Annotated in this window: 13 protein-coding genes; 7 read left to right on the plus strand and 6 right to left on the minus strand. The window is 64.0% G+C overall.

The window, feature by feature from the left end; genetic code table 11:
* The first annotated feature begins 2 nt into the window (after positions 1-2).
* The 7 genes from AC1DXM_RS10925 (at position 3) to AC1DXM_RS10955 (ending at position 6,460) form a co-directional block, all read left to right on the plus strand.
* Positions 3-1,046, plus strand: coding sequence for a flagellar hook-associated family protein (locus tag AC1DXM_RS10925; protein WP_477233048.1), 1,044 nt, complete (start codon positions 3-5; stop codon positions 1,044-1,046).
* 30 nt (positions 1,047-1,076) lie between these two features.
* Complete coding sequence (gene flaF, locus AC1DXM_RS10930; protein ID WP_192254454.1) at positions 1,077-1,424, plus strand: flagellar biosynthesis regulator FlaF; 348 nt, start codon at positions 1,077-1,079, stop codon at positions 1,422-1,424.
* The gene (gene flbT / locus AC1DXM_RS10935) at positions 1,421-1,864 is read left to right on the plus strand and encodes a flagellar biosynthesis repressor FlbT (protein ID WP_477233049.1); all 444 of its coding nucleotides are present in this window, start codon (positions 1,421-1,423) and stop codon (positions 1,862-1,864) included. Before flaF ends, flbT begins: the two co-directional genes overlap by 4 nt.
* A complete protein-coding gene (gene flgD / locus AC1DXM_RS10940; RefSeq protein ID WP_192254459.1) occupies positions 1,864-2,271 on the plus strand; it encodes a flagellar hook assembly protein FlgD in 408 nt (135 codons plus the stop codon). The genes flbT and flgD overlap by 1 nt, the downstream gene beginning before the upstream one ends.
* 26 nt (positions 2,272-2,297) lie before the next feature.
* Positions 2,298-2,564: a flagellar biosynthesis protein FliQ gene (gene fliQ / locus AC1DXM_RS10945; protein ID WP_127853917.1), complete on the plus strand. Its 267-nt coding sequence runs from the start codon at positions 2,298-2,300 to the stop codon at positions 2,562-2,564.
* Between the two features lie 151 nt (positions 2,565-2,715).
* Positions 2,716-4,581, plus strand: coding sequence for an asparagine synthase (glutamine-hydrolyzing) (asnB, locus tag AC1DXM_RS10950; protein WP_477233050.1), 1,866 nt, complete (start codon positions 2,716-2,718; stop codon positions 4,579-4,581).
* A 235-nt stretch (positions 4,582-4,816) separates the two neighbouring features.
* A complete protein-coding gene (locus tag AC1DXM_RS10955) occupies positions 4,817-6,460 on the plus strand; it encodes an MFS transporter (RefSeq protein WP_477233051.1) in 1,644 nt (547 codons plus the stop codon).
* Positions 6,461-6,485: 25 nt separating this feature from the next.
* On the opposite strand, the gene AC1DXM_RS10960 is transcribed toward AC1DXM_RS10955, so the two are convergent.
* The 6 genes from AC1DXM_RS10960 to AC1DXM_RS10985 form a co-directional block, all read right to left on the minus strand.
* Positions 6,486-6,854 carry a cupin domain-containing protein gene (locus tag AC1DXM_RS10960; protein ID WP_477233052.1) on the minus strand — a complete coding sequence of 123 codons (369 nt, stop codon included), beginning with the start codon at positions 6,852-6,854 and terminating at the stop codon, positions 6,486-6,488.
* 93 nt (positions 6,855-6,947) lie between these two features.
* Positions 6,948-8,333, minus strand: coding sequence for an NAD(P)/FAD-dependent oxidoreductase (locus tag AC1DXM_RS10965; RefSeq protein WP_477233053.1), 1,386 nt, complete (start codon positions 8,331-8,333; stop codon positions 6,948-6,950).
* Between the two features lie 21 nt (positions 8,334-8,354).
* Complete coding sequence (locus AC1DXM_RS10970; protein ID WP_477233054.1) at positions 8,355-9,470, minus strand: ABC transporter ATP-binding protein; 1,116 nt, start codon at positions 9,468-9,470, stop codon at positions 8,355-8,357.
* Positions 9,467-10,264, minus strand: coding sequence for an ABC transporter permease (locus AC1DXM_RS10975; RefSeq protein ID WP_477233055.1), 798 nt, complete (start codon positions 10,262-10,264; stop codon positions 9,467-9,469). The genes AC1DXM_RS10970 and AC1DXM_RS10975 overlap by 4 nt, the downstream gene beginning before the upstream one ends.
* Positions 10,264-11,136 carry an ABC transporter permease gene (locus AC1DXM_RS10980; RefSeq protein ID WP_477233056.1) on the minus strand — a complete coding sequence of 291 codons (873 nt, stop codon included), beginning with the start codon at positions 11,134-11,136 and terminating at the stop codon, positions 10,264-10,266. The genes AC1DXM_RS10975 and AC1DXM_RS10980 overlap by 1 nt, the downstream gene beginning before the upstream one ends.
* A gap of 22 nt (positions 11,137-11,158) precedes the next feature.
* Positions 11,159-12,235 carry an extracellular solute-binding protein gene (locus AC1DXM_RS10985; RefSeq protein WP_477233057.1) on the minus strand — a complete coding sequence of 359 codons (1,077 nt, stop codon included), beginning with the start codon at positions 12,233-12,235 and terminating at the stop codon, positions 11,159-11,161.
* Between the last annotated feature and the right edge of the window lie 17 nt (positions 12,236-12,252).

The raw sequence follows: 12,252 nt of genomic DNA on the forward strand, positions 1-12,252 counted from the left end.
CCATGAAAGCCACATCCGTTTCCTCAGCCGCCCTCTCCAACGCCGCGCGCTATCAGCAGATGCGCATGCAGGCCGAACTGGTCAAAGCCACCAAGGAATCGACGACCGGCACCGTCGCCGATGTCGGCCTGGCGCTCGGCGCGCGCACCTCGCAGGCAGTGACCTTCTCGCGCGATCTCGACCGGTTGAACGTCATCATCGATTCCAATTCGCTGGTCACCGCCCGGCTATCCTCGACGCAGGATGCGCTTGGCCAGCTTTCCGACACGGCACAGAATTTGCTGACTGCGTTGACCGCCGCCGGCAATTCCTCGAGCACCATCACACAGCAAGCCGGCAAGGCCGCCGTGCAGCAGATGACCTCGATCCTCAACGCCAGCGTCAACGGCGAATATCTGTTTGCCGGCACCAACACCGACGTCAAGCCGATCGACGACTTCACCGCCGCCGGCTCACCCGCCAAGGCTGCGTTCGACGCTTCCTTCTCGTCCTATTTCGGCTTTACGCAGAGCGATCCGCTCGCCGCCAACATCACCGCCGCCCAGATGGACAGCTTCATCACCAGCAATGTCGTGCCGCAGTTCATGGGCGCCGGCTGGCAGGCCAATTGGTCGAATGCCACCGACCAGCAGATCGTCAGCCGCATTTCGCTGGGCGAGACCACCCAGACCTCAGCCAGCGCCAATGACGACAGCATCCGCAAACTCGCCATGGCTTCCGCCATGGTCACAAGCCTGCTCTCCGGCAACATCAGCCAGGCCGCGAAGACCACCGTTGTCGGCCGCGCCCAGGCGATGGTCGGCGAGGCCCTCGGCGGTCTCGGCCAGCTACAGGCCGAGACCGGCCTTGCCGAAAAACGTGTGTCCGACGCCAGCGATCGCATGAAGACGCAGGTCGATCTCTTCGAACGCCATATCCTCGATCTGGAAGGCGTCGACCCGGCCGAGGCCGCCACCCGTGTCGCGGACCTGACGCAGCATATCGAGACGTCCTTCGCGCTGACCGCGCGCCTGCAGCAGATGAGCCTGCTGAACTACCTGACCTGACAATCTCAACCGCAACGGTAGAGCCAAACGATGTACCAATTCTCCTACGCCGACATCCAGACCGACTCCGTCACCGATGCCAAGGATCGCGAGCGGCAGCTTTTGACCCGCTCGATCGAAATGCTGTCGGCGGCGGCGGCTGTCGGTCACACCTCGATGGAGGCGGTCGAGGCGCTGCACTTCACCAACCGGGTCTGGACTACCTTCGTCGAGGATCTCGGCTCCAGCGACAATGTCCTGCCCAAGGAACTGCGCGCCAACCTCATCTCCATCGGCCTGTGGCTGCTGCGCGAGGCCGAAGACATCCGCCAGGGCCGCACCGACAATTTCGAAGGCCTGATCGAAGTGTCCCAGATCATCCGGGACGGCATTCAATGACCAACACGCTGAAGATATCGCTGAAGCCGAACGAGAAGATCTACATCAACGGCGCCGTCATCCGCGTCGACCGCAAGGTCACCGTCGAGTTGATGAACGACGTGCAGTTTTTGCTCGAGAACCATGTCATCCAGGCCGAAGAGGCCTCGACGCCGCTGAAGCAGCTCTACTTCATCCTGCAGGTCATGCTGATGAACCCGGCCGGCGCCGTAGAGGCGCGCGCCATGTTTCGCCGCTCGCTGCCCTTGCTTTTGGCAAGCTTCGAGGACGAGCAGATCAGCAGCGCGCTGAAGCAGATCGACCGCATGGTCGGCGAAGACCATATCTATGAAGCGCTGAAGGCGATCCGTGCGCTTTATCCGCTCGAACGCCGCGCGCTTGGCGGCAATGACGATGTTCAGGGCGCGAAGCGCCCGCTGGCCGTGGGAGCACAATACTGATGAATGTGGACATGACGACGACAATCCCGACGGGCGCCAACCAGGGCACCCAGCAGACGTCGAAGACAGCGGTCGACTACCAGTCGTTCTTGAAGCTGCTGATCGCCGAGATGAAGAACCAGGATCCGACGAAACCGATGGATTCGACGCAGTATGTCGCCCAGCTCGCCACCTTCTCGCAGGTCGAGCAATCGGTGCAGACCAACACCAAGCTCGACCAGATCATGCAGTCCTCGGCGCTGTCGCAGGCGGACGCCCTGATCGGCCGTTCAATCACCTCGGCCGACGGCAAGACGACGGGCGTCGTAGCCTCCGTCAAGCTTGCCAGCAACGGCCTGATCGCCGTGCTGCAGAACGGTACCGAAGTGCCGGTCGGCGCGGGCGTGTCGATAAAACCGGCCAGCTAGACCCGGTTCCGTAGAGGCGCACTCACATGAACGAAGCCGACGCGCTCGACATCGTCCAGTACGCGGTGTGGACGGTGCTCACCGCTTCCGCGCCGGTGGTGCTGGTCGCCATGGCGGTCGGCATCGGCATCGCGCTGATCCAGGCCCTGACCCAGATCCAGGAAATCACCCTGACCTTCGTGCCCAAGATCGTCGCCATCATGCTGGTCGTGGCGCTGACCGGCCCGTTCATCGGCAGCCAGATCTCGGCCTTCACCAACGTCATCTTCGAGCGCATCGAAAACGGATTCTAGAAGCAATTCCAGGAAAAGTGTGTCGCGGTTTTCCCGGGAAAAGCGCGTAGCGCTTTCCCTGAGGAATTGCGTAGCAGCGAGAGCTGCTTGCAGCCTCCTTGGTTCCAGCTAGATTGCGAGTCATGATCCAGGCAACATCGACCGGCAGGCCATGTGCGGAATAGCCGGCGTCTGGCGCAAGCGAAACCCGATCAACGCCAACGACCTGTCGGATGTCATCCGCATGATGCAGGTGCTGGTGCATCGCGGCCCCGACGATCATGACAGCTGGAGCAACAACCGGCTGGCCCTCGGGCACCGCCGGCTGACCATCATCGACCTCTCGCCCGCTGCCCGCGAACCGATGCTGACCGCATCCGGCCAGGGCGTGCTCGTCTACAATGGCGAGGTCTACAATTACCGGTCGCTGCGCGAGACGCTTCAGGCGCAAGGCCTGGTGTTCCGAACCGTCAGCGATGCCGAAGTGGTGCTCGAAGCCCTGCATCACTGGGGTCCCGAAAAGGCCGTGCCGCTGTTCGACGGCATGTTTTCCTTCGCCTATTTCGACGCCAGCAACAGTGCGCTGTGGCTTGCTCGTGACCGTCTCGGCATCAAGCCGATGTCGGTGGCCGACATGCCGGATCGATTCCTGTTTGCCTCCGAGGACAAAGCACTCCTTGCCTGCGACGGTTTCCCGCGTGACATCGACAGCCGCGAGATGACATTGCGGCTGGCCTGGCAGAGCCGCGATTCCAGCTACAGCCTGTTCGACCGCATCGAGCGCTTGCCGCCTGCCGGCCTGTGGAAGATCACCGACGGCGGTATCGAAAAGCGCCGCTTCTGGCATGTGCTGGACGTGCTGGAGACCGCGCGCATCACCGGTGACGTATCCTCCGACGCTGAGCACATGGCGACGCTCGAGGCGCTGCTTAAGGACAGCGTCGGGCTTCACTGCATCGCCGATACCGGCGTCGCCACTGCCTGCAGCAGCGGCGTCGATTCCGGCCTGATAACGGCGCTGGCAAAGCGGTTCAGGCCAGAGGTCCATGGTTATGTCGTCGACCCGCAGCTCGGCCGCAGCGAGGCCGAAGACGCCGAGCGCACCGGCCGCCATGTCGGTGTGCCCTTGCGCCGGGTACCAGTCGACAGGGATCGTTTTTTCGACCTTTGGCCAAGGGTAATCTGGCATCTGGAAAGCGATGGCTGGCACGCCAGCCATGTCGGGCTGCTGGCGCTTGCCGAACAATGCCGGGTAGACGGCGTCAAGGTGTTGCTGACCGGTGAAGGCGCCGACGAATTGTTCGGCGGTTACCCACTACAGGCCTTGAGCCTGAAGATGTGGCGCCCCTGGTCGTGGCCCCGGCGTCTGTTCCATTCGAAGCGCTCGCTCGATCGGCGATTCGAGCATCAGCGCCGTGCGCCCTACAAGGTCTCGGCTGGAAGCCACTCACAAATGGAGCGCAACATGGTCCTGCGCGCCCTGTCGCCGGAGCTGAACTTCCTGCAGACAGAGATTTTCGACCGCTTGCAGCCGATAGCGCCGCCCGCCGATCGTGCCTTCCTCGGACATTGCCTCTATGACCTCTATTCACATCTACAGGACATCCTGCACCGGCACGACCGGCTGAGCATGGCGGCGTCCGTGGAGCTGCGGGTCCCGTTCCTGGAAAACCGGCTGATCGATTTCGCGATCCATTTGCCGAGGCGGCATAAATACCGCGACAAAACAGGAAAATGGCTTTTGCGGAAGGTCGCTGAAAAGCATATTCCGCGCCAGAACGTCCAGGCGCGCAAGATCGGCTTCGAGATATCGTCCGAATTTTCGGCCGGCACCGAGACTTTGCTGCGCGGCGGTTTCCTGCGCGATGCCATGAAGTGGCCCACAGCCAGCGTGGAGGACATGATCCAGTTCGCGCGGCGCGAGGAACCTTCCAGACTGCGGCTTGTCGGCATGGAGCTTTTCCTGCGCCTTCACGCCGGCGGCGAGACGACCGGCCGGCTCACCGAAGCTCTGCATGCCGCCAGCGACAGAAGCTGACTTCGCCCCCGGTCAATACCCCCTTCCGATACCCGGCGCGGTGGACCAACGAGAACATCGCCCTGGGCAGCGAACCCTTGCCGGCTGACGTATTTTCGCCTTGCTACCCTGTTGTTGGACCATGATCTTTTTCGAAGAGGCGTTCGCCCTTTTGGATGTCGTGCTCTATTTCAAACGCATGCCGTGATTGTCGTCCCGGCGGACGAAGCCAGCGCATGAAGGTGGGACAGGTCTGATGATCGATGACGAGCCGGACAGCGAACGCGTCTCGGCGCTGGCGCCGTTCCGGCATGGTATTTTTCGCGCCGTCTGGTCGGCCAGTCTGGTGTCGAATTTCGGTGGCCTGATCCAGGGCGTCGGCGCCGCCTGGATGATGACGACCATCGCCACCTCGCCCTATCAGGTGGCGCTGGTCCAAGCCTCGACCACGCTGCCGATCATGCTGTTTGCGCTCGTCGCCGGCGCCATAGCCGACAGCTTCAACCGGCGCAAGGTGATGCTGATTGCCCAGGTCTTCATGCTGGTCGTCTCTGCACTTCTAACGCTGTTCACCTGGAACGGCTGGATGACGCCTTGGACGCTGCTTGCCTTCACCTTCCTGATCGACAGCGGCACGGCGCTCAACAATCCGTCCTGGCAGGCATCGGTCGGCGACATGGTGCCGCGCAACAAGCTGCCGGCGGCTGTGGCGCTGAATTCGCTCGGCTTCAACCTGACCCGCAGCGTCGGCCCGGCGATCGGCGGTATCATCGTTGCCGCTGCGGGTGCGGCCGCGGCCTTTGCCGCCAATGCGCTGAGCTATATCGGCCTCATCATCGTGCTCTTCCGCTGGAAGCCGGATCTGCCGGTCTCGTCGCTGCCGCGCGAGACGCTGGGTGCGGCCATGGGCGCCGGCCTGCGCTATGTCGCCATGTCGCCCAACATCGGCAAGGTGCTGGTCAGGGGCTCGGCCTTCGGCTTCAGCGCCGGCGCGGTTCTGGCGCTGCTGCCGCTGGTGGCGCGCGACGTCGTCAAGGGCGATGCCTTGACCTACGGCATCATGCTCGGCGCCTTCGGCATCGGCGCCGTCGGCGGTGCGCTGATCAGCGTGCGTCTGCGGCAATTGCTGTCCAGCGAGACGATGGTGCGCATGGCCTTCGCCGGCTTCGCCGTCTGCGCCCTCAACGCCGCAATCAGCCACAATGCCTGGCAGACATCAGCGGGCCTCCTCATTGGCGGCGCCTGTTGGGTGATCGCCCTGTCGCACTTCAATGTCACCGTGCAGATGTCGACGCCGCGTTGGGTCGTCGGCCGGGTGCTGTCGGTCTACCAGACGGCGACCTTCGGCGGCATCGCGCTGGGCAGCTGGATCTGGGGCGTCGTTGCCGATGCGCATGGCGCCGAAACCGCGCTCATCGCAGCAAGCATCGCAATGCTCGTCGGCGGCGCCATCGGCCTGCTCCTGCCCTTGCCGCAGCAGACCGCGCTCAACCTCGACCCGCTCAACCGCTTCAAGGAGCCGCATCTCGGCCTCGACCTAAAGCCACGCAGCGGCCCGATCGCCATCATGATCGAGTATGTCATCCGCGACGAGGACGTGCCCGAATTCCTCGCCACCATGGCCGAGCGCGGGCGTATCCGCCGCCGCGACGGCGCCCGCAACTGGACGCTGGCGCGCGACCTCGAAAATCCGACGATCTGGATCGAGCACTACCACACGCCGACCTGGCTGGAATATATCCGCCACAACCGGCGCGCCACCCATGCCGACGCGGTCGTCAGCGAGCGGGTGCGGGCGCTGCACAGCGGCGACGAACCGCCGCGCGTGCGCCGCCTAATCGAGCGCCCGACGACCGCCGGCACGGCACTGGTCTCACCAAAGGGCCCGATCGACCACTGATTTCGTCTGGACCGAGCGACGCCCCTCAGCCGACGCTCTGGATCATGTAGAGCTTGCGCGTCGTCTCGCGTATTCGCCACTCGCCCTTCCAGCCTTGCGGCAGGACAAGCAGATCGCCCGGACCGAGTTCGCGCACCTCGCCGTCGATGCGGCTGAGCTCGACGCGTCCCGAAATGATGTGGCAGATCTCCGACGAGTCCGAGCGATCGGCGGTGAAGCGGCCGGGCGTGCATTCCCAGATGCCGATATCGACGGTCCCGTCCGGTGACTGGAAGAACGAGCGTACGGCCTCGACCTGATCGCCTTCGATGGAGGTCGGCTTGGGTGAGAACGCGCCGATCTCGGCCTTGGCGAGATCGTGGAAGGTCGAAAGGTCGATCAAGTCCGGCTCCATGCAATGAGCAATTCCAGGAAAGGTGTGCAGCGGTTTTCCGTCTGGAATTGCGTGAAAAACAAACTCGAGTGGTTCGGCAAACTCCGAGCCGCTCTAGTGGCCTGTGAGGCTGTCGGCGATGGCCGCCAGCTTCGAGGTGTGCGCAAGCCCAGCAGCCTCGCGGCCGTCGGCGATGCGATAAAGCTGGTACATCGAGTGCACGCCGAGCCAGCGGAAGGGCTCCGGCTCCCACGGCCTGACCTTGCGGTTGACCCACGGCAGCTTCGTCAGCTCGGTGTTTTGACCAAGGACAAGGTCGGCCAGCGTGCGCCCCGAAAGGTTGGAGCTCGACACGCCGAGCCCGACATAGCCGCCGGCCCAGCCGATGCGGGTCGCGGGGTCAAGGCCGACCGTGGTGCACCAGTCGCGCGGCACGCCAAGCACGCCGCACCAGGCGTGGTCGATGCGGCAGCCCTTGGTCTGCGGCAGCAGCGTCGTCAGGATCGTGTGCAGCTGGTCGATCGTCGCCTGCTGCGTCTGCCCGTTGACGTCGGTGCGCGAACCATAGCGGTAAGGCACGCCACGCCCGCCCATGGTGATGCGGCCCTCGCGCGTGCGCTGCCCATAGCAATAGGCATGCGCCGCATTGCCGAGCAGTTCGTGCTCTTCCCAGCCGATGTCGCGCCACAGTTCGGCCGACAGCGGCTCGGTCACGATCTGGGCGCTGTTCAGCGCCAGCCAGGTCCGCTCCTCGCCGGGAATGCCGGCGGTGAACCCTTCGGTCGCACGAATGATCGTTTCCGCCCGCACGGTACCGCGGTCTGTCGTCACACTGCCTTTGGCAATGGTGGTCACCGTCGTCTTCTCATAGATCGGCACGCCCAGCCGCTCGACGGCATCGGCAAGCCCGCGCACCAGCTTGGCCGGCTGCACCCGCGCCTGGCCATGAACGACGAAGCCGCCTATGACATTGCGGATGTTGATGCGCGCGCGTGTCGCGGCGGCGTCCAGCATCTCGACACGGTTCGGGTCGACATCCCAGGAGCGGATCGTCTCGCACTCCTCGCGCACACGCTCTAACTGCGCCGGGTTGGTCGCCACCGTCAGATTGTCGACGCGACGAATGTCGGCGTCGATGCCTTCCTCGGTCGCCACCCGGATCACCTCATCGACGCAACCCGCCATCGCTGCCTGCATCGCCATCACGCCTTGCCGGTTCGATGTCTTGAGGTACTTTTCGCGCGACCAGCTGAAGCCGCCCGACAGCCAGCCGCCATTGCGGCCCGAAGCGCCGAAGCCGGCAAATTCGCGCTCGATGATGACGACGCGCAACGAGGGCTTCGCCTTCTTCAGATAGTAGGCCGTCCACAGGCCGGTATAACCGGCGCCGACGATGGCGACATCGGCCTCGATGTCGCCGGGCAAGGCCGGCCTGGGCACCGGAATCGCCCCCAGATCCGCATACCAGAACGATATGTCGCCGTTGCGCTTGGCTTGCATGGAATGACTTTCAGACGGGGATCAGGTGAGGGTGGTGTCGGCGGTGCTGTCGTCGGCGAGCAGCTTGGCGTCGGTGCCGTCGAAGCAAAGCTCGACCTTTTCGCCGAGGCCAAAACTCTCGCCGGTCAGCGGTGAGCGCACGATGGCGGCGGAACCGTCGGCGAGTTTCACTTCGTATTTCGATTCCGAGCCGAGATAGATGGCTTCAGCGATCGTCCCCGACAGGCGATTGCCGCCATTGGCAGCACTTTGGCCTGGCCGGCGTAGGCTGAGCTTTTCAGGGCGCAGCAGCATCACCGGGCTGGCCTCTCCCGATAGCTTGCGCGGCGCCGTCACCGTCTCGCCGGCGATGCTCAGCGCTGTGCTGGTGCCGTCGCTGCGCGCTTGCCCGCGCAGCACCGTGGAATCGCCGATGAAGCGACCGACAAACAGCGTTGCCGGCTCGTCATAGAGCTGTCGGCCGGTGCCGACCTGTTCTATGCGCCCACGGTTGAACACGGCGATGCGGTCCGACAGGACCAGCGCCTCTTCCTGGTCATGCGTGACATAGACGAAGGTGGTGCCGAGCTCGCGATGGATGCGCTTGATCTCGAGCTGCAGCCATTCGCGCAGCTTCTTGTCGAGCGCGCCGAGCGGCTCGTCCATCAGGAGCAGCGGCGGGTCGAAAACGATGGCGCGGGCGAGCGCCACGCGTTGCTGCTGGCCGCCCGACAATTCGCTGGGATAGCGATGCGCGAAATCGCCCATCTTGACCATGTCGAGCGCCTTGGCCACGCGCGCCTGTCGCGCCGCCTGGTCGACGCCGCGCAGCGTCAGCGGATAGGCGACGTTGCGGCCGACGCTCATATGCGGAAACAGCGCATAATGCTGGAAGACGACGCCGATGTTGCGCTTGTGCGCCGGCACGCCGACGACGCTCTTTTCCCCGACCAGCAGCTTGCCGCTGGTCACGTCGGTGAAGCCGGCAATCACATTGAGCGTCGTCGTCTTGCCCGAGCCGCTCGGCCCGAGCAGCGTCATGAACTCACCTGGCTCGATGCGCAGCGACACTCCATCCAGCGCCTTGAAGCCGCCATAGGCTTTGCTGATCGATTCCAGATCGATCGCCGCGCCCCTGTTCGCCTGCACCGGATTCATTGGCGTCCTTTCCGCTCGCGGCCAAGAAGAAGCATTCCGCCGCCGATCAGGATCGTGGTGGCGAAAAGCAGGATCGTGCCGACGGCGGCGACCGTCGGGTCGGCGTCGCGCGTGATCGAAGCGAAGATCTGCACCGGCAATGTCTTGAGATAGGGGTTGGTGATGAACAGCGACACGACGATCTCGTCGAAGGAAGTGGCGAAGGCGAACAGCAGGCCGGACGCCACGCCGGGCGCGATCAGAGGCAGCGTCACCGTCCGGAATGTGGTGAGCGCGCCCGCACCCAGGCTCGCCGCAGCCGTCTCCAGCCGCCTGTCGAACACTTCGAGACTGGCCGAGACGGCGATCAGCACGAAGGGCAGCGCAAGGATGGTGTGGGCAAGCACGAAGCCGGTGAGCGTGCCGACGAGCTGCGTGTCGAGATAGACCGCGTAGATACCGATGGCCAGCACCACGCCAGGCACCACCATCGGCGTCAGCATCAGCATGCGCAAAAGGTTCGCCGGCCGCGCCTTCATGCGGTCGAGGCCGAAGGCGGCAAGCGTGCCGAGCACCGTTGCCAGCACGGCCACGATCGAGGCGACCTTCAGCGAATTGAGGAAGCTGTTCGACCAGTCCGGATTGGTGGCGAAATTCTCATACCACTGCCAGGAAAAACCTTGCGGCGGAAACGCCAGCGACTTGTTCTCGTTGAACGACATCGGCACCACGACCAGTGTCGGCGCCACCAGCCATATCGCCACCAGCAGGCAGACGAGGCCGAGAAAAACGCGGGTGAGCGGCTTCATCTCCATCAGCGTCGCCCCGCTTCCCGATGCCTGGACCGCATCACCGGTGCCGCAAGCGCGAGCAGCACGAAGGTGGTGACCAAGAGCACCACGCCCATGGCGCCACCCCTGCCCCATTGCAGCAGGCTGAGCACCTGCGTCTGAACCAGCGTCGACAGCATGGTCGAACGCGGCCCGCCGAGCAAAGCCGGCGTGATGTAGAAACCCAGCGACAGGATGAAGACGATGATCGCGCCGGCATAGACTCCGGGCAGCGACAGCGGCAGGTAGACGGTGAAGAACGCTCGGGAAGGTCGTGCGCCTAAACTTTGCGCCGCCCGCATCAACCTGAGGTCGATGCCTTGCATCACCGAATAGAGCGGCAGGATCATGAACGGCAACAGCACCTGCGCCATGCCGATGACCACACCCGTCTGGGTGCGGATCAGCTTGACGCCGCTGAACCCGGCCGCGCGCAGCAGCGAATTGATGACGCCGGAATCCTGCAGCAGGATGACCCAGGACAGCGTGCGCACCACACCGCTCACCCAGAACGGGATCAGCACGCACAGCACCAGCACCAGGCGGACGCGCGGCCCGACCGCGGTCATCAGATAGGCGTAAGGGTAGGCCGCGATGACGCAGACCAGCGTCACCCAGGCCGAAATGGTGAAGGTCCGTTGCAGCACCGTGAGGTTCACCGGCGCGCCGAAGAACCAGGCGTAATTCTGCAGGCCCCACTCGGGCTCCGACAGGCTGCGCAGCACGATGGTGAACAGCGGATAGCCGATCACCGCGATGAGCAGGATAAGCGCCGGCGCCGCGAGCGCGAACGGCCGCCATGCCCGACCCGGCCGCGCATCGGCGACGGGTTGGGCGATGGGGTCGGACGCGCTCACGATCTGCCTCTCACTTAGCTGTTCAGTTGCCGGCCATCAGCGCCGCCCACTTCTCCTGCGCCACCGCAAAGTTCGGCACCCAGAACTTGAAGTTCTGTTTGTAGCCCTGCTTCTGGCGCTCTGGCGTGTTGGTCAGGAAGGCGGCGACCGACGCATCGACTTTGGGCTGCGCGTCATTGTTGATCGGCGTGTAGGAGGTCTGCTGCGCCAGGATCTCCTGCGCGCCTTTGCCGAGATAGGCATTGAGCAGGGCATAGGATGCGTCCGTATCCTTGACGCCGACCGGGATGGTCATCTGGTCCATCACCACCAGCCAATCCTGCCAGGCCGGCGTATATTTGGCGCCGTTCTTCACCGCCGTCATGGCGCGGCCCGTCCACATCATCAGCATGTCGGCCTCGCCGGATTCGGCGAGCTGCTGCGATTCAGCACCCGTCTTCCAGAAAATCGTATCGGGGCCGAGCTTGCGGACCACATCGATGGCCTTGTCGATATCGGCCACCGTCATCGCCTTCGGGTCGCCGCCGGCGACCTTGAACGCCTGTTCGAGCAAGCCGCCGGTCGGGCTGCCGGAGCCGTCGATCCCGCGCACGCCGGGGAATTTCTCCGTATCGAAGAAGTCGGCCCAGCTCTTGGGCGGATTATCCTTGTACTTCTCGGTGTTGTACATCAGCACGACGCCGTAGTTCATCGCCGGCACCGAGCATTCGCCAACCTGGCCTTCCGGGATTTTCGAGACGTCAAGCTTCGTCAGATCCAGCTTCTGGAACAGCTTGCCGCAGTAGACGTAAGGCGGCAGGTCGTCAGTATCGACGACGTCCCAGGTGACGTTGCCGGATTCGACCTGCGCCTGCAGCTTGGCGATCTCGGTCGGCCCGTCATTGAGCAAGGTGACGCCGGACTTTTCGACGAACTCTTTCAGCGCGGCCGCCTGGCCGTCCTGGTAGATGCCGCCATAGGAAACGAGCGTCAGGGTCTTGCCCTTGAGCGACCCTTCCTTGACCTCGCCCGCCACCGGCTTTTCCTGCGCCAGTGCCGCGGTTGCCAGCACGCCAAGCGCCAGCATGGCGCCAAGGCCCAGATGTCTTGATTTCAGCATGATTGTCTTTCTCCCAT

It is taken from the genome of Mesorhizobium sp. P3_A2, from assembly GCF_056403115.1.